The 21,744-nt window shown below is 46.3% G+C and carries 25 protein-coding genes and 1 other RNA gene; 19 read left to right on the top strand and 7 right to left on the bottom strand.

From position 1 onward, the window contains the following. The first annotated feature begins 11 nt into the window (after positions 1-11). The gene (gene ribBA / locus B2U97_RS06795) at positions 12-1,127 is read left to right on the top strand and encodes a bifunctional 3,4-dihydroxy-2-butanone-4-phosphate synthase/GTP cyclohydrolase II (RefSeq protein WP_011235101.1); all 1,116 of its coding nucleotides are present in this window, start codon (positions 12-14) and stop codon (positions 1,125-1,127) included. Here the strand turns inward: ribBA and B2U97_RS06790 are convergent. From B2U97_RS06790 to B2U97_RS06775, 4 genes are read right to left on the bottom strand one after another with little or no spacing between them, the layout of a single operon-like run. Then, a complete protein-coding gene (locus tag B2U97_RS06790) occupies positions 1,124-2,041 on the bottom strand; it encodes a ketopantoate reductase family protein (protein ID WP_110014250.1) in 918 nt (305 codons plus the stop codon). The genes ribBA and B2U97_RS06790 overlap by 4 nt on opposite strands. Continuing rightward, the gene (locus B2U97_RS06785; protein WP_110014251.1) at positions 2,028-3,371 is read right to left on the bottom strand and encodes an AmpG family muropeptide MFS transporter; all 1,344 of its coding nucleotides are present in this window, start codon (positions 3,369-3,371) and stop codon (positions 2,028-2,030) included. Before B2U97_RS06785 ends, B2U97_RS06790 begins: the two co-directional genes overlap by 14 nt. Continuing rightward, a complete protein-coding gene (locus tag B2U97_RS06780; protein ID WP_114982010.1) occupies positions 3,371-3,961 on the bottom strand; it encodes a peptidylprolyl isomerase in 591 nt (196 codons plus the stop codon). Before B2U97_RS06780 ends, B2U97_RS06785 begins: the two co-directional genes overlap by 1 nt. A 2-nt stretch (positions 3,962-3,963) precedes the next feature. Next, on the bottom strand, positions 3,964-4,509 hold the full coding sequence (locus B2U97_RS06775; protein WP_114982009.1) for a YajG family lipoprotein: 546 nt from the start codon (positions 4,507-4,509) through the stop codon (positions 3,964-3,966). Between the two features lie 129 nt (positions 4,510-4,638). Here B2U97_RS06775 and B2U97_RS06770 point away from each other — a divergent pair, with 129 nt between their 5' ends. From B2U97_RS06770 to ffs, 3 genes are all read left to right on the top strand, one after another. Further along, positions 4,639-5,727 (top strand): ketoacyl-ACP synthase III, encoded by a 1,089-nt coding sequence (locus tag B2U97_RS06770; protein ID WP_011235096.1) that lies wholly within the window; start codon positions 4,639-4,641, stop codon positions 5,725-5,727. Between the two features lie 20 nt (positions 5,728-5,747). After that, the gene (locus tag B2U97_RS06765; RefSeq protein WP_011235095.1) at positions 5,748-6,497 is read left to right on the top strand and encodes an enoyl-CoA hydratase; all 750 of its coding nucleotides are present in this window, start codon (positions 5,748-5,750) and stop codon (positions 6,495-6,497) included. Positions 6,498-6,580: 83 nt separating this feature from the next. After that, positions 6,581-6,677, top strand: an RNA gene (ffs, locus tag B2U97_RS06760) — signal recognition particle sRNA small type. Between the two features lie 17 nt (positions 6,678-6,694). On the opposite strand, the gene B2U97_RS06755 is transcribed toward ffs, so the two are convergent. The 3 genes from B2U97_RS06755 to priC are packed head-to-tail and all read right to left on the bottom strand — an operon-like array spanning position 6,695 to position 8,427. Beyond that, positions 6,695-6,970, bottom strand: coding sequence for a late competence development ComFB family protein (locus B2U97_RS06755; protein WP_011235094.1), 276 nt, complete (start codon positions 6,968-6,970; stop codon positions 6,695-6,697). 4 nt (positions 6,971-6,974) lie between these two features. Next, on the bottom strand, positions 6,975-7,910 hold the full coding sequence (locus B2U97_RS06750; protein WP_286823133.1) for a histone deacetylase family protein: 936 nt from the start codon (positions 7,908-7,910) through the stop codon (positions 6,975-6,977). Further along, a complete protein-coding gene (gene priC / locus B2U97_RS06745) occupies positions 7,897-8,427 on the bottom strand; it encodes a primosomal replication protein PriC (RefSeq protein ID WP_011235092.1) in 531 nt (176 codons plus the stop codon). The genes B2U97_RS06750 and priC overlap by 14 nt, the downstream gene beginning before the upstream one ends. 467 nt (positions 8,428-8,894) lie before the next feature. Between priC and B2U97_RS06740 the strand changes: the two genes are divergently transcribed. From B2U97_RS06740 to htpG, 15 genes are all read left to right on the top strand, one after another. Next, complete coding sequence (locus B2U97_RS06740) at positions 8,895-9,683, top strand: DUF3450 domain-containing protein (protein ID WP_041291783.1); 789 nt, start codon at positions 8,895-8,897, stop codon at positions 9,681-9,683. Beyond that, on the top strand, positions 9,680-11,047 hold the full coding sequence (locus tag B2U97_RS06735) for a MotA/TolQ/ExbB proton channel family protein (RefSeq protein WP_011235090.1): 1,368 nt from the start codon (positions 9,680-9,682) through the stop codon (positions 11,045-11,047). The genes B2U97_RS06740 and B2U97_RS06735 overlap by 4 nt, the downstream gene beginning before the upstream one ends. Positions 11,048-11,050: 3 nt before the next feature. Further along, entirely contained in the window at positions 11,051-11,575 is a 525-nt protein-coding gene (locus B2U97_RS06730; protein WP_011235089.1) for a MotA/TolQ/ExbB proton channel family protein, read from the top strand. 12 nt (positions 11,576-11,587) lie between these two features. After that, entirely contained in the window at positions 11,588-11,989 is a 402-nt protein-coding gene (locus tag B2U97_RS06725; RefSeq protein WP_011235088.1) for an ExbD/TolR family protein, read from the top strand. Between the two features lies 1 nt (position 11,990). Continuing rightward, on the top strand, positions 11,991-12,602 hold the full coding sequence (locus B2U97_RS06720) for an energy transducer TonB (protein ID WP_114982007.1): 612 nt from the start codon (positions 11,991-11,993) through the stop codon (positions 12,600-12,602). Between the two features lie 3 nt (positions 12,603-12,605). Then, entirely contained in the window at positions 12,606-13,904 is a 1,299-nt protein-coding gene (locus tag B2U97_RS06715; RefSeq protein WP_114982006.1) for a hypothetical protein, read from the top strand. A gap of 74 nt (positions 13,905-13,978) precedes the next feature. Further along, positions 13,979-14,788: a DUF692 domain-containing protein gene (locus B2U97_RS06710; protein ID WP_114982005.1), complete on the top strand. Its 810-nt coding sequence runs from the start codon at positions 13,979-13,981 to the stop codon at positions 14,786-14,788. Next, positions 14,781-15,536: a DNA-binding domain-containing protein gene (locus B2U97_RS06705; protein ID WP_114982004.1), complete on the top strand. Its 756-nt coding sequence runs from the start codon at positions 14,781-14,783 to the stop codon at positions 15,534-15,536. The genes B2U97_RS06710 and B2U97_RS06705 overlap by 8 nt, the downstream gene beginning before the upstream one ends. Positions 15,537-15,602: 66 nt before the next feature. Then, positions 15,603-15,725 (top strand): hypothetical protein, encoded by a 123-nt coding sequence (locus tag B2U97_RS06700; RefSeq protein ID WP_255801606.1) that lies wholly within the window; start codon positions 15,603-15,605, stop codon positions 15,723-15,725. 35 nt (positions 15,726-15,760) lie between these two features. Then, the gene (locus tag B2U97_RS06695; protein ID WP_114982003.1) at positions 15,761-16,138 is read left to right on the top strand and encodes a response regulator; all 378 of its coding nucleotides are present in this window, start codon (positions 15,761-15,763) and stop codon (positions 16,136-16,138) included. Positions 16,139-16,154: 16 nt separating this feature from the next. After that, the gene (locus B2U97_RS06690) at positions 16,155-16,688 is read left to right on the top strand and encodes an adenine phosphoribosyltransferase (protein ID WP_011235082.1); all 534 of its coding nucleotides are present in this window, start codon (positions 16,155-16,157) and stop codon (positions 16,686-16,688) included. Positions 16,689-16,713: 25 nt separating this feature from the next. Further along, positions 16,714-18,759, top strand: a complete 2,046-nt coding sequence (gene dnaX / locus B2U97_RS06685) for a DNA polymerase III subunit gamma/tau (RefSeq protein ID WP_114982002.1) — start codon at positions 16,714-16,716, stop codon at positions 18,757-18,759. Positions 18,760-18,790: 31 nt separating this feature from the next. Next, entirely contained in the window at positions 18,791-19,117 is a 327-nt protein-coding gene (locus B2U97_RS06680) for a YbaB/EbfC family nucleoid-associated protein (protein ID WP_034823014.1), read from the top strand. A gap of 16 nt (positions 19,118-19,133) precedes the next feature. Continuing rightward, positions 19,134-19,739 carry a recombination mediator RecR gene (gene recR, locus B2U97_RS06675; RefSeq protein ID WP_011235079.1) on the top strand — a complete coding sequence of 202 codons (606 nt, stop codon included), beginning with the start codon at positions 19,134-19,136 and terminating at the stop codon, positions 19,737-19,739. Positions 19,740-19,804: 65 nt separating this feature from the next. Beyond that, positions 19,805-21,718: a molecular chaperone HtpG gene (htpG, locus tag B2U97_RS06670; protein WP_114982001.1), complete on the top strand. Its 1,914-nt coding sequence runs from the start codon at positions 19,805-19,807 to the stop codon at positions 21,716-21,718. Positions 21,719-21,744 lie beyond the last annotated feature (26 nt).

The raw sequence follows: 21,744 nt of genomic DNA, 5'->3' as shown, positions 1-21,744 counted from the left end.
GGTAAAGCGTTATGTCACTGCATAGCACAGAAGAGATTATCGAAGATATTCGTCAGGGTAAAATGGTTATCCTTATGGATGACGAAGATCGCGAAAACGAAGGTGATATCATTATTGCAGCCGAGTGTGTGACGCCGGAAACTATCAATTTTATGGCGCGTTATGGTCGCGGACTGATTTGTCTGACGTTAACGGAAGAACGCTGTGAGCAACTGAATTTGCCGTTAATGGTAGATAAGAACAACGCCCCATACGCAACAAGCTTTACTGTTTCGATTGAGGCCGCTGAGGGGGTAACCACAGGTATTTCCGCGGCGGACAGAGCGAAAACGGTGCTGGATGCTGTGAAAAAAGACGCCAAGCCCGAAGATTTAGTCATGCCGGGACATATTTTCCCGTTAAAGGCTAAGTCGGGCGGGGTGTTGAACCGTGCGGGACACACCGAAGCGGGTTGTGATCTTGCGCGTTTAGCCGGGTTTGAACCTGCGGCGGTTATCGTTGAAGTGCTGAACGAAGATGGCACCATGGCGCGCCGCGCTGATCTTGAAGCTTTTTCTGAAGAGCATGGTATTAAAGTCGGCACCATTGCCGATTTAATCGAATATCGCTCGATACAGGAAAAAACCATAGAGCGGGTGGCTGAATGTAATTTGCCTACGGCATTTGGCAAGTTCCGGTTAATCACTTATCAGGACACTATTGATGAACAGGTACATTATGCTCTTGTTCACGGTGACCTCTCGCAAGATAAAGTGACTAACGTACGAGTTCATTTGCAGGACACCTTCCACGATACCTTTTTAACCGAGCGCGCAGCAAAACGCAGCTGGCCAATTCAGAAAGCTATGTCCTATATTGCTGAGCACGATGGTGTGCTGGTTATTATTGGTCGTCAGCAAACCCCTGAAAGCATCATTGCTCAGGTGTGTGAATTTGAAGCGCAGGATAAAGGAGAGCAAAAACCAACAACATCGGCGTCAAATGCGTCCCGGAACGTCGGTTTAGGCTCACAGATTCTGGCAGACCTGAACATTCATAAAATGCACTTAATGAGCTCGCCAAAACGTTACTCTGCACTGTCAGGCTTTGGCCTGGAAGTGGTCGACTTTATTGAAGATAAAGACTAGCCGCTATAACGTTGTTGGAACTCATTGAGTAGTTGCTGGTGAGTCGGTGTGGCAACACCCGCCGTCTTACCAGCGTTAATTAAATAACCGGTTAACTGCTGTATCTCGGTACGCCGTTGTTGTTGAATATCCTGCAGCATGGAAGAGTGGTTTAAGGCCGTCTCCTTTGCTACTAAAAGCACCTCTTTATAGCATTCCTCAGTTGTCAAAGACGCATTTTGACTGTTCGCTACAGCTACGGCTTCTGCTACGAGGCTGTATACTTGCGCCTGCCAGCTTTCCTTCAGCAATTCGCCATTAGCGCACTGATGAACTGCAGTCAGCGGATTAATAACGCAATTAATAACGAACTTTAACCAGCGCCTCTGACTTAGATCTTGTTCCAGAGTAAGCGGAGGAAAAGCCTGTTGCAGGACCAGGCCTGGGTCAAAGTCCGTCGGCTGATTCCGGACTGCAGGGTCGACTTCCAGCCAGCTTCGGCCTGCCCCCCTGTGTTCAATACAAAGGTCGGCATTTTCATTCCTGCTTCGTACCGCACCGTGAGTTGTCACCAATGGGTATAAATTAAGCTCTTTTAACGCTTCCGGAAGTTCCACCATGCCGTTGTGACTTATTATTATGGGCATGGCTTTATTAAATCCGCGCAATGTCGTTATGCGTTGCAAGGCTTGAATCACATCAAAGGCTTTAACCGCAATAACGAACACCGTATTCTCGGCCAGAGGTTGTGTAATAACAGGAGCACTGTAGTCAGCTTTAAACTGCTTATGAGTGACTTGCCAGTTTATTTCTCGAGTTCGGTTCTTACGCGGTAAAACCGATACAGACTGCCCATGTTCCAGCAGAGCGCCGGCAATAAGCCCACCAATGGCTCCGGGGCCAAGCACGACCCAATTTAGGTTAGCCTTCGTCACGTTTTCGCTCCAGCTCGGCTATGGGTTTACGAATAAACCAGAGGAAGATAAGACTGGGAATAACCATTAAAGCAGTTAAAACAAAGAATAAAGCCCAGTTGCCATCCATATAATCGACAATTTGTCCGCTGGAGGACGACAGTACGGTTTTTCCTAAAGCTCCCAACGATGCCATAAGCGCATACTGGGTTGCGGTAAAGGTTCGGTTACAAAGTAAACTGATAAAGGCAACAAAAGCCACGGTGGACCAGGCGCTGGTAAAGCCATCAATTAAAACCGCGCTTAGAAATAGGTCTGTATCCGGGCCTACCAGAGCAATCCACGAGAACATCAGGTTAGAGGAGGCCATGGCTACGCCGCCTATGAGCAGGCCTTTAATTATGCCCAGTCGTAAGTTGACGGCACTGCCTAGTAGCGCAAAAACAATAGTTACCCACCAGGTAACCAATTTTGAATAGGTGCCGATTTCGGCATTAGTAAAGCCAACTTCTTTATAGAAAACAATCGACATTCGTCCCAGAAAAGCTTCGCCAATTTTAAACAAAAAGATAAAGGCCAGAATTGAAAACGCCAGCTTGACGCCGTTGCGGGAAAAAAACTCACCAATGGGCTGAATAACAACAAGATTGACTCTTTCTTTCATTGCAGGCCAAAAGTGGGTCAATTTCGTCTTTACCGTGGGCTCTTGATGATAAGTGGTGCGGCGCACAACAAGTACGACAGCTGCAAGGACTAACATGATGCAGCCCAGTCCGAAATAAGCGTGTTGCCATTGCCAGGTTATACCATCGACAAAAAAGAACGGCAGGGCACCTAAACCACTGTAGCCGGTCCACCATCCGGCGGTTGTCATTGCTGCACCGGCGCTTTGCAGTCGGCCTTCGTTTTCCGCAAAAGATTCAATTCGGTAGGCGTCAATGGCTATATCCTGAGTCGCTGAACTGACAGCAATGCCAAGTGCAATTAGCCCGACGAGATGAAGGTGGTCGATAATATCCAGACTCGCTAATGCGAAACAACCTCCGGCAATGAGCATCTGGCAGAAAAAAATCCAGCTTCTTCGTTGACCCAGCCAGCGAGTGAGTATCGGGATTTTTAGGTTGTCGATAATAGGCGCCCATAAAAAATTTATAGAGTAGGCGCCAAAAACCGCACCGAAATAGCCAATGACTGAGCGGGTTAGTCCAACCTCCTGCAGCCACGCTGAAAGTGCAGAGCCAATCATCACCCACGGAAAACCACTGGCTAGGCCCAGAACAAAAATAACTAATACGCGAGGCTGTTTGTAGACTTTCAAATCTTGCCAGAAAGTCGGTTTTGTTAAAGCCATTAGTTTTGAGGTACAACCTCTATACGTTTCAGAATAGGCGGGTCGACAGGTACATCAGACCAGCCAATTTCATCGCTATAGGCCTGTGATTCAAGTTTAGCCATGGCTTCAAGGACATCTAAGCCTTCAACGATACGACCAAATACAGCGTAGCCCCAGTCACCATTGTCTGGATTAAGTGAAGTATTGTCATTTAAGTTAAAGAAAAACTGGCGGGTACCTGAGTGAGGTTCACGTTCGCGAGCCATAGCAATTGTGCCATATTCGTTCTTCAAGCCGTTACCGGATTCATTCGCAATTTTTTCAAATGAGGGTTTGTCCTGAAAATCTTCGTCATAGCCGCCGCCCTGGATAACAAAGCCGGGAACTAAACGATGAAATATCGTACCGTTGTATTGTACTTTTTTCACATAACGGAAAAAGTTCTTAACGGTTAACGGAGCTGCATCGCGATTGAGCTCTACAGTGATGTTACCCATAGAAGTTATCATTTTTACCCGCGGGAAGGGGTTATCTGGCTGAATTTCAGCATGACTGACGCTGATAAAAATAGCTGCGGTGAGGCCAATAAAATATTTAAGGAAAGTCATGACTAAAAGTCCTCTTGTTCACGCATACGCAGCTTAGGATCATTAGCGATTTCCGTAAGCACCGAATTCAGTAATTGTTTGAATTGACGTTCTAAAGTTGCCTGGGCTGGTTTCAGACCACCTGTGGAGTTATAGGTTCCAGAATAAAAGTTGCTATAGCGACGATTTCCCCGGGTGGCCTCAACACGAATGGTAATACTATGCTCGAGTTCGTATTTTACGGTATGAAGAGTTGCGTCAATTAGTGCTTTTTCGATGGTGACGTACCATGTCAGACCGTTTTCATCATAAGCCCCTGTAACAGGCTGTAAAGCCTCTTCAACAACTAAGGTTAAGGGCCTTAGAGTGGGCGCGAATGCTGCTTTGTCCTGTTCTTTTTTATGACGGTATAAATAAGAATAAGAGCGTTTATCCGTGACTTTTAATTGGTTTACCTTGGTGTTTAGTTTATCAACAACAGTGTCAGCGCTAATAATTAATGGGTCAGGCTGGCTCTGGCAAGCACTGATAATAAGCAAAAAACTGGCGGCAAATAGTGTTCGGAACATAGGAGTTATCCTTTTTTATGGCGGTCATTCACCTGACGTCGATTCGTGCTATCATACGGTGAAACCGTATTGTCATAAAATACCTTACCATTATGACGATACTAGCCGACAGAAGTAAAAGGTTTTGCCGTGACTAAATTTGCTGAAATTACCGGTTGGGGAAAATGTCTGCCACCGGCTGTAATGACCAATGATGATCTTGCCACTTTCCTGGAAACCTCCGACGAGTGGATTGTTTCACGAACGGGTATTTCCGAACGTCGAGTAAGCCATGTTGGTACGTCTGAGTTGGCGACGGTTGCTGCGCGTAATGCTCTGGCCGCTGCCGATTTAGATCCCAATGAACTGGACCTCATCATTGTCGGTACTTGTACTGCAGATGAACTTATCCCCAATGTCGCTTCTAAAGTACAGCAAAATATCGGTTCAAAACATGCTGCAGCCTTTGATCTAAACGCAGCTTGCAGCAGTTTTTTATACGCGATGCATGTTGCGACTCAAGGCATAAAAACCGGCGCACATAAAAAGGTCTTACTCATAGGTGCTGAACGTTTAACCCGCATTCTGGACTGGACCAAGCGCGAAAGCGCCGTTTTATTTGGCGATGGCGCGGGCGCTATGGTACTTGAAGCCTCAGATGAAGAAGTTGGTTTGCTAGCTAGCCACATCAGTTGTGACGCAGATGCCCGCGACGTGTTAAGCCTCGATTTTGGCTCTAGCTTTGACCGCTTTAACTTTGACGGCATTATGCAATTTGATTTTGTTGGCCAGGAAATATTTAAACGTGCAGTGAAAGGCATGAGTGCGGCTGTCGACAAGGTTTTTCAGGAAACCGGCATGACCACCGACGATATCGACGCCCTTATTCCGCATCAGGCGAATAAACGGTTAATCGATTTCTTAGGTAAAATGTGCAAAGTGCCGAGCGAGAAAACCGTTATTAATATTCAGAATTACGGAAATACATCCTCAGCGACACTACCTATTGCCTTTGCTGAAGCTGCTGACAACGGTATTATCAAGCCTGGTGACAGCATTATGTCAGCCGTGTTTGGTGGTGGACTCACTTGCGGTGCCGGATTGATTAAATGGGGGCAGAGAGTCACGCCCAAACGTCCTAATCAAATGGAGCTACCGGCCGGAGATAAAAGCGCATTGGAGCTTATTGTTCCCATGCACGAAGCGACTAAAAAGGCCTGGAAAAATCGCGGTCAGTAATAATTGACGGGAGACAGATTTTGAGTACTGAAGAGCTCGTACAAGTTTCGCAAGATAACGGTGTTGTTCGCATACGTCTGAACCGACCAGCAAAGAAGAATGCCTTCACTCAGGACATGTACACAACATGTAATGAAGCGTTGAAAGCGGCAGACAACGACAGCTCGGTTCATGCAGTACTTTTTGAGTCCAGCGGTGACAGTTTTTCTGCCGGTAACGATTTAAATGACTTTTTATCAACTGAAAACTTAGATGAATCGGCTCCAGCGTTTCAGTTTTTGCATACTCTGGCCCGTGCCGAGGTACCTATAGTTGCCGCAGTAAATGGATTAGCTATAGGCATAGGAACAACGCTCTTACTGCATTGCGATATTGTTTACAGCAGTGACGACGCAGTATTTGCGTTGCCATTTGTGCAGCTAGGGTTATTGCCTGAAGCTGCCTCAAGTTTGTTGTTACCGCAAATTTGTGGTTACCAAAAAGCGGCAGAATTGTTGTTGCTCGGCGAAAGTTTTGACGCGCAGTCGGCTCAGCAAGCCGGGTTTGTTAACCATGTGGTTTCGCTTGAGCGGCTGCCTGTTGTGGTTGAAGAAACTCTGGATAAACTGCGTAAGCAATCCAGCAAGTCATTACGAATTTCCAAGCATTTATTAAAGCAGCCGACGGAGTCAGTAGCTGATCGCATCAGTCGTGAAGCGACGTTTTTTGCAAAAGCGTTAAGCTCAGATGAAGCTCGTCAGGCAATTGCTGCAAAGCTGCAGAAAAAGTAAGCAAAAGGTAAACTGTGGGTTGTTTCAGCCGGGCAACTGGTTCATAATGCAGCCCGCTTTGAACAAAGCGTTTATGGTGACTCTGCGGGTCCCCTCGCAACGCTAACTGGTGAACCCGGTCAGGCCCGGAAGGGAGCAGCCGTAGTCAGGGATGTGTGTGCCGAGGTGTGGCTGGTAGAGTCGCCACCCAATCTTTATTAATCGCCGTCAGGGCGTTTTCTTCCTTTCAAAAATTCCAGTGCTTCCGCTATTGCTTTGTGTACCTGCATTTCCATGTCCAGCCGCTTTGACGGTGGTAAAAAGAAAGCCATATCAACTTCGTGTCGAATGTAACGCGGCGGCAACTGATTAAGTACCAGGCAACTGAGATCAGCCAGAAACTCCTGACTGTGTTGCTTTTCCAGTTCCAGTTCTTCTATCCGGTCTGCAACTAAGCGTTCGTAATAATTATGAATGTCGTCGTCAAACTTCATACCTTTATCCTTCTGTGAGCTTATTCTCAGTATAGACATAATAACTCGCTCTTAGTAGTTGAGCATGGGCTCTGACTAAACGAGGTAAATTACGTTGATACCCACCGCCGATTACAGCAGCCAGAGGAGTCTTATGTCTTTTAGCAAAGCGTAGTACAGTGAGGTCTCTTTGAAAAATACCCGCCAGACTAATATTCAGATGACCCAACTCGTCCCGCTGATAAATGTCGACACCGGCATCGTAAAGAATAAGATCGGGTTTAATTTCGCGGTTGATGCGTTCGAGGGTATTTTCGAGAGCCGCTAAGTATTCTTTGTCAGAGGTATGTTTAGCTAAAGGAATATCCAGGTTAGAGCTAGCTTTGGAAAATGGAAAATTGCGTTCCCCGTGTATTGAGCAGGTAAACACCCTATTATCATTTTCGAAGAGCGTGGCGGTTCCGTCGCCTTGATGAACATCGGTATCCAGTACCACTATTTTTAGTTTTGGATGGCGAACTAGTATTTCATTGCAGGCTATTGCTAAATCGTTGAGTAGACAAAAACCACTGCCCCAGTCTTTGTGAGCATGGTGGTAGCCGCCGGAAAAGTGTATGGCAACTCCCTTCGTGAGTGCCAGTTCGGTCGTCAGCAGTGTGCCCCCAGCGGAGGTTAGGGTGCGGTACAATAGCTGTTCTGACCAGGGAAAGCCTATGCGTCGCCAGCTGCTTTTATCCATGCTGTTCTGCCGTAACTGAGACAGATAGCCCGGACAGTGTGTTCGTGCTGCCTGTTCCCAGCTAAGTGGCTCAGGTTGATGCCATTGATTATTGGTTGCTCCGTGTTTAACCGCCCAGTCTTTTAGTAGGCGGTATTTCTCTATTGGGTAACGGTGTCTGGGCGGTAAATCTAATTCACTGTATAAAGGTGAGTAGATAAAAGGAACGTCAACCTTCTTCATAACGGCTAATCTTTTTCTCCAGAGAATCAATGGCCATTTGGCAGCGGTTAAGGCGTTGCTGCGCGCTTTGAATCATGGTTGGGTTATTACCCGCAGCAGCCGTATCCAGGTTTTCTGTCAGTCGTCTTTCGTAGTCACGATAAGTCACTAATTGTTGATGCATCTGCTGCAGTTGATTTTGCGCAGTAATGCGATGATCTTGCTGTTGTTTAGGTGGTCTATTAGCCCGGAAAGCTGTATTTAATGCTTCTAGCTGCAGACTGAGCTTTTCCGCAAGGTAACGTTGAGCATGATGGTTGTCGCTTTTCTGAAGCTGTCGAAAAAGGTTTTGGGTCTCTGCAACGTAATCTACAGCCAGGTTAGAACTTTGGCTGAACAGCGACGAACTAAACCAATTTTCGCTAAGCTGGCGATGTTTCTTTCTATTTTCCCCATCAATTTGCTCAGCTCGCCCCTGTAAAGTGTTGAGCAGCTGTTCAATATGTTGTATTGAGGTTACATTTAATATCTCTCTCATCCCTCTATATTAAAGGATTTTGAAACTTAGGTCACGAAATTGGGTCTACCATTGAATATAGGCTAATAAATTAATTGTTTAAAAAACGTTGAAATTGAAATGTCAGTGTTGTTCGTCGATCAAAAAGTGATACTATTCAGGAAGGAGTAATATTCCAAGTTAGGTATACATGTACCAAAACTGGGGGTATGAAATGAGTTGACGACAGGATGTCGTCCGAGAAAATATCTGGAAATTACGAGAGTCCAGAACCGTGTTCTGCACCGGATACAAAGCGACAGCTATAGCGCGGTTGACTCAGTTTACTTGGTTGACAGCGTATAGCCATCGTGGGAGTATCTTTTAGTATTGCTGCTTTCTTTGGCAATAATAATAAAGTGTAGAACGAGATCTTTTCGTCATTCAAACAACTGGTGTTTCACGCCTTAGGCGTTGAAGCGGAAGTTAAGTCAAATTGGTTGGGAACTATGACCAAAGTAATCAAAAGAACCAAACTCGCTGCAACCCTTATGGGTGTGATGGCGTTTGCTGGCACTGGCGTTGCCGCTGCACAGCAAGTAGATGTAGCTAAGCTACAAAACGAAGAGCAGAAGGTTTTGAAAGCCGGCGAACAGTCGCAAAATAAAATCGACTCTTTGTTCGAGCAAAGTCAGGACCTTCTTATCGAGTATCGTTCAGTGGTTGCTGAGTACGAGAACTTGAAAGTCTATAATGACCATGTACAACGTTTGGTTAATGACCAAAACGCAACGCTTGAGTCTCTTCAAAAGCAGATCGACGGAATCGAGCGCACCAAACAGGGCGTTGTTCCTTTGATGTATGAAATGATCGACTCTCTTGAACAGTTTGTGAAATTGGACATTCCAATTCACCGTGAAAAGCGTATGGCTCGTGTTGAGCGTTTACGCGACATCATGGACAGCTCAAGCGTCTCTACATCAGAGCAGTTTCGTCAAATCATCGAAGCTTATCAAACCGAAATGGACTACGGTTCAGGTTTGATTTCGTATCAGGGCAACCTGGAAATTGACGGCGAACAAATTGCTGTTGATTACTTCCACATGGGTCGTGTTGCATTCTTAGCTCAGTCTCTGGACTTGAAAAATGCTTGGATCTACAACAATGAAACCGATGAGTGGACTGCTTTGGAAGACGAGTTTATCCGTCCTCTGACCCAAGCGATTCGTATGTCACGTAAGCAACTTGCTTACGATCTGGTGAAACTTCCAGTATTCGCAGCGGAGAGTGCAGAATGAATAAATTAGTTAAATCATTAATGATTGCAGCAGCAGTCACCCTTTCTGCAGGTACGACTCTCGCTGCCCAGGCTCAGGATCAATCTGAAGCTAAAAGTTTAGATGAGCTGTTACAGCTTGTTGAAAAAAACCGTGTTTCTTCTCGTGAACTGAACGCTGAACGTGAGCGTGAATTCACCGCTGCTCGTGCCGATAAGCAAGCATTGCTGAATCGTGCAGAGAAGCAATTAGAAGAAGAAAAAGCTCGCGGTAAACGTTTGCAGGAAGAGTTTTCTGAAAACGAAGTTGAACTGGCGAACAAAGAACAAGAACTTGAGAATGCTAAAGGTACCTTAGGTGAAATGTTCGGTGTGGTTCGTGGTGCTGCGACAGAAACTATCGGTCGTATCGCGACTTCTATCATCAGTGCACAGTATCCAGGTCGTGAAGACGTTCTGGAAAGCTTGTCAGAAGCGAAAGAACTTCCAACTCTGGAAGAGCTGGAAGAGCTCTGGAAAGCCTTGTTAACTGAAATGGTAGAGTCAGGCAAAGTTGTTAAATTTAATACTGATGTAACCTTACTTGACGGCGGTAGTGAAAACCGTGAAGTATTGCGTGTTGGGGTTTTCAACTTGATTCAGGGTGACAACTACTTAGTCTACAACGACACGACTGAACAGGTACAACCATTAGGTCGTCAACCTGAAGGTGGCGCAACTGGACAAGCACAAGAGTTTTACAACACAGAAAGTGGTTATGAAGGTATTTTCTTAGATCCTTCTAAAGGTCAGATTCTTAGCTTGTTAACTAACAAAGCGACGTTGTCTGAACGTTATCACCAAGGTGGTACTGTTGGTTATGTAATTACTGCAGTATTAATTCTTGGTCTGTTAATTTCTGTATTCAAACTGGTTACCTTGACAACTGCTGCAGGAAAAATCCGCTCTCAGTTGAAGAACCCAGAGCAACCTAAAGACAACAACGCATTAGGCCGTATTCTTAAGGTTTATCAAGAGAATAAGAATGCAGACGTTGAAAACTTAGAGTTGAAACTGGACGAAGCAATTTTACGTGAAACCCCGAGAGTCGAAAGTGGCATTAACGTCATTAAGATCCTTGCGGCTATTGCTCCATTGCTTGGTCTGTTAGGTACAGTTGTTGGTATGATTGGTACGTTCCAGTCTATTACACTGTTTGGTACCGGTGATCCGAAGATCATGGCAGGCGATATCTCTATGGCGTTGGTAACAACAGCTATGGGTCTGATTGCAGCTATTCCATTGATTTTGGCTCACAGTATTGTGGCTTCTCGCGGCAAGTCTATTGTTCATATTCTGGACGAGCAAGCAGCGGGTATCGTAGCTGCGCATTCGGAGAAGGAGTAACCCATGCTTTACCTGATGGAACTTTGGGAATCTATCAGGGATTTTCTGGCTACCGGTGGCGATGTCCTGTACATCGTCATGGGGGTGCTCTTTCTAATGTGGGTACTGATGATTGAGCGTTATTGGTACCTTACAGGTGCTTTCCCTAAACTTCGCAATGACATTATAGCGAAATGGGATGCCCGTAAGGACACCACCTCATGGTACGCCCATAGAATCCGTGAAGCATGGATTTCCGAAGCGAACGATAAACTGAATGCACGTATTCTGTTGATAAAAACTTGTGTTGCCTTATGTCCACTAGTTGGGCTGCTGGGTACCGTAACAGGTATGATTGCGGTGTTTGAAATCATGGCAGTACAAGGGACGGGTAACCCTCGTCTAATGGCATCGGGTATTTCGATGGCAACAATCCCTACTATGGCGGGAATGGTTGCTGCGTTATCCGGTATGTTTTTCGCGACACGCCTGGAAAGTAAAGTGCGTAGAGCGAAAGAAGGCCTTGTTGACAGTTTGCCACATCACTAAGAGAGTAAAACTATGGCACGTAATCGTAATCGAGAAGAGGAAGATGCGTCGATCGACATGACGCCGATGCTCGACATCGTCTTCATTATGTTGATCTTCTTTATCGTAACGACCTCATTCGTCAAAGAAGCGGGTATTCAGGTTAATAAGCCTGAAGCCAGTAATACGACAAAGGAGCCTTCAGCTAACATCTTTATCGCTATTCGTGATACTGGTGAAGTCTGGATGGATAAACGTCAAGTGGATGTTGAGCGTGTAGGCGCTAACATTGAACGTATGCTTGCCGAACAACCAACTGATGTTGTTGTTATCCAGGCCGACAAGAAAGCTGAACATGGTGTCGTTGTAGAAGTCATGGATCAGGTTAAGGAAGCGGGTATCGATAAGATATCCATAGCTGCGGAGAATAACTAATATGGTGCGCTTTTTAGTATCTTTACTACTAGGTGCCGCCGTTACGTTTGCTCTGTTTGCTTTCATGGCTTACTTAATCGGCGGAGGAGCACAGCGCAACGAAGCGCCGGCTCCAACGCCCGTTATTGACATCGTAACGTCGCCACCTGAGTCTGACGTTCAGGAGCGTCGGCGTACACCGCCGCCGCCACCGCCGCCGCCGGAGCAGCCACCAGAAACACCACAGTCTGAGCCTGATACATCAGACAGTGGCATGAACATGAACATGGGTTTTGATGTTGATGTTGGTGGTGCTGATACAGGTCTTTCAGGGCCAGGCGGAGGACTAAACTCTGACGGAGACGCAACACCTATTGTTCGTATCGAACCGCGTTATCCGCCTTCAGCTGCAAGAAACGGCACCGAAGGTTGGGTACAGCTGCGCTTCACTATCGACCAGCAAGGTGGTGTAACTGACGTTGAAGTCATCGATTCTGAACCTCGTCGAGTTTTCGACCGTGAGGCACGGCGCGCGCTATTGCGTTGGAAGTATAAGCCCAAGGTCATTGATGGTAAGCCTGTTCGTCAGGAAGGCATGACCGTCCAGCTCGACTTCACAATGGATGGGAACTAAGAAATGAAATATACAGTTAAAACATTTGTTAGTGCCCTGGCTTTTGCTTCGGTTATGTCGATGACAACGGTTCCGGCTTCGGCGCAGGACCTTGGCTTCAACATCCCGGACAAAGAGACCGTTGAGGCGCAGAAGAAGGCTCGTGACAATAAGGCTGCTTCGCAGAGTATTGGTCGGGCAATCATGGATGCGTTTGAACTGTATGAAGAAGAAAAAATCAAAGAAGCGATAGCGGTTCTTGAAGATCAAGATCCTGACCCTGGGTACGACTCTGCGTATCTGGATCGTTTTCTTGGTAATCTTTATGCAGCAGATGAGCGCATGGCTGATGCTTTAAAAGTTTTGAAAAACGCAGTGGATCAGGACGTGCTCGGTTGGAATGACCAAGCGGCGGCTATGAAGCTGGTTGGGCAAATTAGTCTGCAAGAAGAGAAGTACGAGCAGAGCCTTGAATACCTTAGAAAATGGGTTCAATTTACAGGCGAACGTGACTCTCAGGTCTTCTTGTACATGGCTAATGCGCATTACCAGATGAAAAATTTCGCTGAAATCATTCCGTTAGCCGAGGCGTCTTTAGAAGCAGCTGAAAAACCTGATAAGAATGTCTACACGTTAATGATGGCGTCTTACTACGAGCGTAAGATGTACCCTCAGGCGATAGGAGTTCTTGAAGAAGGTTTGAATAAGTTGCCCGAAGTCACCCAATGGTGGCCGCAGTTAGCGCAGTTTTATATGTTAGAAGAAAACTTAGCTAAGTCTCTTCAAACTATGGAAATCGCGTATTTGGCTGGATATCTTGATAAGGAGAGTCAGTATAAAATGCTGGTGCAACTTTATGATAATGAAGGTATTCCGTACAAAGCTGCTGCGACTATGGAAAAGCACGTAGAAGCGGGTGATATCGAAAAGACTGCGAAGAACTTTGCGACTATCGCTAATAGTTATCATCGCGCTAAAGAACTTGAGAAAGCTGTTTCCTGGTATGAGCGCGCAGCTGAGTCAGCTGAAGAACGTGATGATAAAGGTGAGTACTACCGCAAGCAAGGTAACTTGATGCTGTTAAATGAACAGTATATTGCGGCAGCAACTCCCCTAAAAAAGGCTCTGGATTATTTGGAGCGTAATGAAGAAGGTCGTGTCTACATGTCATTAGCGGAAGCGTATTTCTATGGTGGTGACTATCGCCAGGCTATGCGTTATGTTGATGAAGCTGCAACCTTCGATGGTCAACGTCGCAGTGCTCGTAGCTGGAAGGGTTATATTAAGTCTACAGCTAAACGAAAAGGTATCGATCTCGATTAACCACTTTTCGTTTTTATAACTGCATAGTAAAACCCGGCCACAGTGTCGGGTTTTTGTTTTCTGGGGAGAGAAACATGAGGTCTCATTCGGTCGGTCTTGGCTTAAGAAACGAGTTGCTTGACGCTGCTTTAGCTGGAGATATTGATGCGGATTTTCTTGAGATAGCCCCGGAGAACTGGATACCTTTTAAAGGTTCCCGTCTGGAAAAACTCGCCCAAATAGCCGGAAAATATCAACTGACCTGCCATGGCTTATCGCTTTCTATTGGCAGCCAGGACTCGTTGAATCAAAGCTTTCTGAAAGATGTGAAGCGCTTTTTGAATGACTTTGATATTGAAATTTACAGTGAGCATTTAAGCTATTGCTCTCATAACGGCCAGTTATACGATTTACTGCCTATTCCTTTTACAGTCGATGCCGTTGCCTATGTTGGCGAACGAATTAAGCAAGTTCAGGATAGGTTAGGACAAGCTTTAATATTGGAAAACGTCTCTTATTACGCGAGTCCCTCTCCGGAATTTACCGAATTAGAATTCATTAATCAGGTTCTTGAGGCAGGTGATTGCAAACTTTTACTCGATGTAAATAACGTTTTTGTGAACAGTGTAAACCACAGCTATGACCCTTATGAATTCATCGATGGCCTGCCTTCTGAGCGAATTGTCTACGGACACATAGCCGGACATCACGAAGAATACGAAGATCTTTATATTGATACTCATGGTGCCAGCGTAAAAGACGAAGTTTTCCAGCTTCTGGATTATGCTTATGGGCGGCACGGCGTTTACCCTACTTTGTTGGAAAGAGATTTCAACTTCCCTTCGCTGGAAGAGTTAAACCAGGAGTTGAACAGGATAAAAGCGATACAGGCTCGCCATGAGTAAAATGACTTTTAAAGAAATTCAAAATCGCTTTGTGGAACAGTTAAAAGCGCCGGAAAAGTTCGTAGACGAAGCTTGGCTGGATGAGATAGAAGCGCGGCGGCTGGCTGTTTATCAGCGATTACTGCGGAATAATATCTTTCGTTTTATTGATAGTGCATTTCCTGTACTCAAAAAGCTGGCAGCGGAAAAAGAATGGGCAGAAACCAAAGAGCGGTTTTTTCGTACCTTTTCTTCTCAGTCACCATATTTTACTGGTATTGCGGCAAGCTTTGTTGAGTACCTGCAATCTCATGACGAGTTGTTTATCTTTGCGGCTGAACTGGCTCACTATGAATGGGCAGAGCTGGCGGTAGAGCAAAAGCCGTGGCCTGAAAATTATATTCACTCGGAAGAGGCGCTCAAGACGGACTCTCTTATTGTACTTAACCCTACGGCTATGGTTTCGTCATATCAGTACCCGGTTGATGAAATAAGCACTGAGTTTCAGCCTCAGGAATCCTTGCCCGAACCGCGTTTTTTGATCGTGTTTCGCGATAACAACGATAAGGTTCGCTTTATTCGCATTAATGCGATGACTTTTTTACTGTTAACAGAGCTACAAAATAGAGAGAGTATTCAACTGAATAGCTTACTCGAGCTTTTGCCTGAATTACTCCCTCAATGGCCCAAAGATCAGCTACAGCAAGGGGCCGAACAGACTTTAAACAGACTAGCCGGGCAACAATTGATATTGAAGGTAAAGAATTGAATTCAACTTTTATCGTTGTCGAGGATCGAGTATGATCAGCCCCGATTTCATCAAGAGGTAAAAGTTATGTCATCAGAAACCTTTAAAGAACCGGCAGGCAAACGATTTTTGCTTATTACGGCAGTGTTGTTCTTATTCTGGGCCTGTTTACCGCTGGTTCTGCGTTTAACACAAATTCTTTCTTCTTAAATACATCCTCATTAACTATCAGGTAAACGACATTTATGTCAGTCACTTTGCTCGTTGTCGAGGATAAAGACAAAACTCTGGAGTCTATTTGTAGCTTGATAAAGCCACTTGGCTTTGAGGTTACTGTAGCCCGGGATGGTTTAGATGGCTTAAGCAAAGCGAAACAGAGCTACTTCGATATTGTTTTGCTTGACCACAAAATGCCGGTTATGGACGGTTTGTCTTTACTGAAAAACCTGCGCGATTTAGACGCTTATCACCGTACTCCATTGTTGTTTATGTCAACTCAGGATTTGGTAGAGATAGAGCCAAAGGCATTAAAGGCCGGTGCGACTCAATGTCTGGCTAAACCTTTGAACGAGGATTTTCTGCTGGATACGCTAAAATCCTGGGCGGTGCGCTTTGTCGCATAATGATGAGACTAAGATTATGGAATCAGCCACGACTGATATAAGGGACTCTATTGGTTCCATTCCGGACTACCCTAAGCCAGGTATTATTTTCCGGGATATAACGCCTTTACTACAAAACCCGGATGCGTTCAGATTAACCATTAATACGTTAAAGCAACGCTATGCAGGGCAGGGCATAACACAAATTGCTGCTGTTGAAGCCCGTGGCTTTATTTTTGGTTCCGCATTAGCCTATGCCATGGGGTGTGGAGTTACTTTGTTAAGAAAGCCGGGGAAGTTACCCGGTAAAGTGACACGTCAGAATTATGAGTTAGAGTACGGTTCAGATGAATTGCAAATGCATGAAAACGCTTTGACTGAAAACGACAGAGTGCTAATTGTCGACGATTTACTGGCTACCGGCGGAACCGTGGTAGCTGCAAGTCAGTTGATTAAGTCTTCCGGCGCAGACGTTGTAGAAGCCGCTTTTGTGGTCTCTTTACCTGAGCTCGGCGGTGAAGATAAATTGCAGCAGGCCGGCGTTGCGTGCTATACCTTATGTCAGTTTTAATGAAACAGAGTTAATAATCCATCCTATGAGTTATCAGGTACTGGCAAGAAAATGGCGACCTTCGCAGTTTGCAGAAGTTGTCGGCCAACAACATGTTTTGAAGCCGCTTGAGCACGCGTTAGACAAGCAGCGGCTTCATCATGCTTATCTGTTTACCGGTACCCGCGGGGTTGGTAAAACCACCATTGCACGAATCCTGGCTAAAGCACTGAATTGCGAAGAAGGTATTACGGCAACGCCGTGTGGCAAATGCAGTGCCTGTCTTGAAATAGAGCAGGGACGGTTTGTTGACTTGCTGGAAATTGATGCAGCATCAAGAACCAAAGTTGAAGACACCCGCGAGTTACTTGATAACGTCCAGTATCGGCCCACCCGCGGCCGCTATAAAGTGTACTTAATTGATGAAGTGCACATGCTGTCACGGCACAGTTTTAATGCTCTGCTGAAAACACTGGAAGAACCACCGGAGCACGTAAAGTTCCTGCTGGCGACCACCGATCCGCAGAAGCTACCGGTTACCATTTTATCGCGTTGTCTGCAGTTTAATTTAAAAGCCTTGTCGAACGACGATATTACGCAGCAGCTTAGCTATGTTTTATCGCAGGAACAGGTTCAGGCTGATTCCGAAGCGCTGCCACTGTTGGCTCGTTCTGCCCGTGGCAGTATGCGCGATGCGCTTAGCTTAACCGACCAGGCTATTGCCCAGGGTGGCGGTTCGGTTAGTATCGACAGTGTCAGACGTATGCTCGGCAACGTGCCCGTGGCCGATATTGCCGCATTACTGGAATCTGTTCTCGAAGGGGATGCAGAAGCTGTAATGCAACGTGTGGACAGTATGGTATCCATGGTACCGGACTTGAGTTCGGTGCTGGTCGAGCTACAAAGCTTATTGCATCAGCTGGCGTTGGTTCAGCAAGTACCCAGTGCCGCTAATGTGTTCGAAAACAGTGATGTCCTGAAACCATTATTGCGACGCATGCCGGCTGAACTTATTCAGGTTTTTTATCGCACGGTTCTGGAAGGTCGCCGCGAGCAGGCTTACGCTATAGACGCACGTAGCGGACTCGAAATGACTTTATTGCGGCTGCTGTGTTTCCGCCCGGCAGAAAAGGGCGATTACAACATTACTGAACCAGACTCGTCTGCTGTTGATATGCCTGAGTCGAAGCTAACGGCTCCTGCTCAGGAAGTGACTGAGACTGAAGCCGGGTCTGTAGCAGAAGTAACACCGCAGGCAGGACCAGAGCCGCAGCCTGAAGCGGAATTATCGGAGCCTATGCAACCGTCTTATAGTGAGCATGAAGAGCCTCCTGAATTTAATTACTCTGAACCGGATGATGATGCGGGCTTCTATCATAATGATGCGCCTCCGTATCATATGGAAGAGGCCGCTAAGTCGGAGCCAGTACCTGAGCCAACAGCAGATCAAACAGCAGAGCCAACGCCTGAGCCAGCGGCGCAGAGCAGTTCTGGCGTAGCCGATCTTTTACGCGTGCGAGAGCAACTGGCTGAAAAAAAAAATCCCGACAATAGCAACAAAACATTAAACAGCCAGACAGAAAACAGCTCGCCGGTGGCGTTAACTGTTCCGGCAGAAGCCGAACCAGAAGCTCACCCCGAGCATCAGCCGGAATCAAAAGACGAATTAAACGAAGAACTGCCAGAATTAAATGACGATATCCGCGAAGCCGCCGAAGTTGATAAATGGAGTGCCATGATAGCAGGCATGGACATTTCCGGGCTGGCTCGTCAGGTGTTGTTAAACTCCGAACTGCAAAAGCTTGGCGATGACGACTGGTTGATTCTGGTGGCTGAAGAACAAAAAAGTTTATTGAACGAATCGACCAGTCAGGCCGTCAGAGAGTCTTTGGCCGGGTTATTAGGGGCGACTGCAAGGGTAGAGTTTAAAGTTGGCGTGCCGAGCCAGCCAACACCTTTAATGGTGCAACAGCATATCAATGAATACCGTCACCAGCGCGCGTGTGAAATATTACACGGAGACGCCGGCGTACAAGACTTACAACAAAGGTTTCAAGCGCAAATTGATGAGTCATCAATTCAGGCGCGTTAATTTTTTAAAAGCTTAAACGAGGAATAAAATTATGTTTAAAGGTGGAATGGGTAACATGATGAAGCAGGCGCAACAAATGCAGGAGCGCATGCAAAAAGCCCAGGAAGAAGTCGCCAATATGGAAGTTACCGGTGAAGCCGGTGCAGGCCTGGTTAAAATTACCATGCTGGGTAACCACAACGTAAAGCGCGTAAGCATTGACCCAAGCCTAATGGAAGACGATCAGGAAATGCTGGAAGACTTAATTGCTGCAGCTACCAACGATGCTGTGCGTCGCGTTGAAGAAACCAGCAAAGAGCGCATGTCTGAAATAACCGGCGGTATGGGTTTACCTCCGGGCTTTAAAATGCCTTTCTAAGTAGTAAGGTCAGTTAATGAGTATTAGTCCGGCAATCGATCAACTGGTCGAGAATTTAAAACGCCTACCGGGTGTTGGCCAAAAGTCAGCACAGCGTATGGCGTTTCATTTGCTTGAGCGCGATCGCGGTGGAGCCTCAAGGCTTGCCGAGTCTTTGCAGTCTGCGGTGGAAAAAGTAGGCCACTGCGAGTGTTGCCGGACCTTAACCGAAGAACCCTTGTGTCGCATTTGCAGCAACCCGATGCGGCGCGAAAATGGTGTGCTTTGTATTGTTGAAACACCCGCCGACGTATTAGCCATTGAACAGACCTCTCAATTTCAGGGGCGTTATTTTGTGCTGATGGGACATTTGTCGCCGCTGGATGGTATTGGGCCGGCAGACATTGGTCTGGATGAACTGGAGCGGCAACTGCAGAGCGAGCCGGTGGAGGAAATTGTGCTGGCGACTAACCCGACTGTGGAAGGGGATGCTACCGCGCACTATATTGCCGACATTGCCGCGCAATTGAATATCAACACCACCCGAATTGCTCACGGGGTGCCAGTAGGCGGTGAGCTGGGTTATGTTGATCAAACCACACTGGGTCACGCCTTCAGTGGTCGAAAACAATTTTCCCGATGACTTGAAAATGTCTCCTGCGCCCCCATTGTTATTGCCATAGGTAATAACAGTAGGAGAAATATACTATGGCGGAAGCCGGTCAAATGGAAAAACATGGATTTCAGACAGAAGTAAAACAATTGCTTCACCTGATGATTCATTCTTTGTATTCCAATAAAGAAATTTTCTTACGCGAATTGGTCTCTAATGCGTCCGACGCAGCAGATAAATTGCGCTTTAAAGCCTTAAGCGACAACTCTCTGTACGGTGACGACAGTGACCTGCACGTTCGTGTTTCTGTTGATAAAGACAGCCGCACTATTACCATCAGCGACAATGGCGTTGGTATGACGCGCGACGACGTGATGAATAATCTGGGAACCATTGCCAAGTCAGGCACTGCGGAGTTCTTTGGTCAGCTGTCCGGCGACGAAGCAAAAGACAGTAAGCTTATCGGTCAGTTTGGTGTTGGCTTCTATTCAGCCTTTATTGTTGCTGATGAAGTTACCGTAAGAACCCGTTCAGCATTAGATAAAGACGCTCGCGGAGTCGAATGGCGCTCGCAAGGTGAAGGCGATTTCGAAATTGCTGACATTGATAAAGCCCGTCGCGGCACGGATATTATTTTGCACCTGAAAGACGATGCCGATGAATTCTTAGATGAAAATCGTCTGCGCGGCATTATCAATAAGTATTCAGAACACCTGAGTATCCCGGTTCAAATGTGGAAAGAACCGGTACCTGAGTCAGAAGACGACGAAGGCAACAAAGTGGAAGGGCAGCCCGGCGAATGGGAGACCGTAAACTCAGGTCAGGCACTCTGGACTCGTGAAAAGTCAGACATTACGGACGAAGAATACAAAGAGTTCTATAAGACCGTAGCGCACGACTTTGATGAACCACTGCTGTGGAGCCACAACAAAGTTGAAGGCACAACCGAATACACTAATTTGCTGTACATTCCAAAACGCGCTCCGTGGGACTTATGGAACCGCGAACAACAGCACGGCGTTAAGCTTTATGTGAAGCGTGTTTTTATTATGGACGACGCTGAGCAGTTAATGCCGACTTACCTGCGTTTTGTGCGTGGTTTGGTTGACTCAAACGACTTACCGCTGAACGTTTCGCGTGAAATTTTGCAGGATAATAAAATCACCCGTGCAATGCGTAATGGCAGTACCAAAAAAGTACTGCAAATGCTGAAGAAGCTGGCAAAAGACGACAAAGAACAGTATCAACAATTCTGGGATACCTTCGGGAATGTGCTGAAAGAAGGTCCGGCGGAAGATCACACTAACCGTGAGCGTATTGCCGAGCTGCTGCGTTTTGCTTCAACGCATAACGAAGGCGCAGTGCAGTCAGTCAGCCTGGACGACTACATTGAGCGAATGAAAGAAGGCCAGGATAAAATCTTCTACATTGTTGCTGACAGCTACGAAGCCGCCAGAAATAACCCTGCACTGGAAATCTTCAACAAGAAAGGCATTGAAGTGTTGCTGCTTTCAGAGCGCATTGATGAATGGTTGATGAGCCACCTGACTGAATTTAAAGAGAAACAGTTGCAGTCAGTGACTCGTGGTGACCTTGATTTAGGCGAACTGGACGACGAAGAAGACAAGGCCGAGCAGGAAAAAGCCGAAGAAGCCTTTAAAGAAAACCTGGAACGCTTTGAAAAAGCCTTAGGTGATAAAGTTAAGAAGGTTCGTGTGACTAACCGCTTAACCAACTCGCCGGCCTGTATCATTACCGATGACAATGATATGAGTACGCAAATGGCTAAGTTGATGGAAGCCGCCGGTCAGGCGGTTCCTGAAACTAAGTACATCTTTGAAGTAAATCCAGAACATCCGTTGGTTCAGCGCATGCTGACCAAAGAAGATGATACCTTTAAAGAATGGGCTGAAGTGTTATTAGATCAGGCCACTTTAGCGGAGCGGGGCAACCTGAAAGATCCAGCCTCCTTCGTTACCCGCCTTAACAAATTAATGCTTAACGCTTAATTTCGTATCAACCGCTGTGGGTAAGT

It is taken from the genome of Idiomarina sp. UBA3176 (assembly GCF_002364295.1).
Taxonomy (GTDB): domain Bacteria; phylum Pseudomonadota; class Gammaproteobacteria; order Enterobacterales; family Alteromonadaceae; genus Idiomarina; species Idiomarina loihiensis.
The sequence above is the reverse complement of the archived record's forward strand: the minus strand, read 5'-3'. Positions and strand labels throughout refer to the sequence as shown.

Coding starts and splice junctions, on each gene's coding strand:
- ribBA (WP_011235101.1), top strand. CDS start 12: ATGTCACTGCATAGCACAGAAGAGATTATCGAAGATATTCGTCAGGGT.
- B2U97_RS06785 (WP_110014251.1), bottom strand. CDS start 3,371: ATGGCTTTAACAAAACCGACTTTCTGGCAAGATTTGAAAGTCTACAAA.
- B2U97_RS06780 (WP_114982010.1), bottom strand. CDS start 3,961: ATGACTTTCCTTAAATATTTTATTGGCCTCACCGCAGCTATTTTTATC.
- B2U97_RS06775 (WP_114982009.1), bottom strand. CDS start 4,509: ATGTTCCGAACACTATTTGCCGCCAGTTTTTTGCTTATTATCAGTGCT.
- B2U97_RS06755 (WP_011235094.1), bottom strand. CDS start 6,970: ATGAAGTTTGACGACGACATTCATAATTATTACGAACGCTTAGTTGCA.
- B2U97_RS06750 (WP_286823133.1), bottom strand. CDS start 7,910: ATGAAGAAGGTTGACGTTCCTTTTATCTACTCACCTTTATACAGTGAA.
- priC (WP_011235092.1), bottom strand. CDS start 8,427: ATGAGAGAGATATTAAATGTAACCTCAATACAACATATTGAACAGCTG.
- B2U97_RS06740 (WP_041291783.1), top strand. CDS start 8,895: ATGACCAAAGTAATCAAAAGAACCAAACTCGCTGCAACCCTTATGGGT.
- B2U97_RS06735 (WP_011235090.1), top strand. CDS start 9,680: ATGAATAAATTAGTTAAATCATTAATGATTGCAGCAGCAGTCACCCTT.
- B2U97_RS06730 (WP_011235089.1), top strand. CDS start 11,051: ATGCTTTACCTGATGGAACTTTGGGAATCTATCAGGGATTTTCTGGCT.
- B2U97_RS06725 (WP_011235088.1), top strand. CDS start 11,588: ATGGCACGTAATCGTAATCGAGAAGAGGAAGATGCGTCGATCGACATG.
- B2U97_RS06720 (WP_114982007.1), top strand. CDS start 11,991: ATGGTGCGCTTTTTAGTATCTTTACTACTAGGTGCCGCCGTTACGTTT.
- B2U97_RS06715 (WP_114982006.1), top strand. CDS start 12,606: ATGAAATATACAGTTAAAACATTTGTTAGTGCCCTGGCTTTTGCTTCG.
- B2U97_RS06710 (WP_114982005.1), top strand. CDS start 13,979: ATGAGGTCTCATTCGGTCGGTCTTGGCTTAAGAAACGAGTTGCTTGAC.
- B2U97_RS06705 (WP_114982004.1), top strand. CDS start 14,781: ATGAGTAAAATGACTTTTAAAGAAATTCAAAATCGCTTTGTGGAACAG.
- B2U97_RS06700 (WP_255801606.1), top strand. CDS start 15,603: ATGTCATCAGAAACCTTTAAAGAACCGGCAGGCAAACGATTTTTGCTT.
- B2U97_RS06695 (WP_114982003.1), top strand. CDS start 15,761: ATGTCAGTCACTTTGCTCGTTGTCGAGGATAAAGACAAAACTCTGGAG.
- B2U97_RS06690 (WP_011235082.1), top strand. CDS start 16,155: ATGGAATCAGCCACGACTGATATAAGGGACTCTATTGGTTCCATTCCG.
- dnaX (WP_114982002.1), top strand. CDS start 16,714: ATGAGTTATCAGGTACTGGCAAGAAAATGGCGACCTTCGCAGTTTGCA.
- B2U97_RS06680 (WP_034823014.1), top strand. CDS start 18,791: ATGTTTAAAGGTGGAATGGGTAACATGATGAAGCAGGCGCAACAAATG.
- recR (WP_011235079.1), top strand. CDS start 19,134: ATGAGTATTAGTCCGGCAATCGATCAACTGGTCGAGAATTTAAAACGC.
- htpG (WP_114982001.1), top strand. CDS start 19,805: ATGGCGGAAGCCGGTCAAATGGAAAAACATGGATTTCAGACAGAAGTA.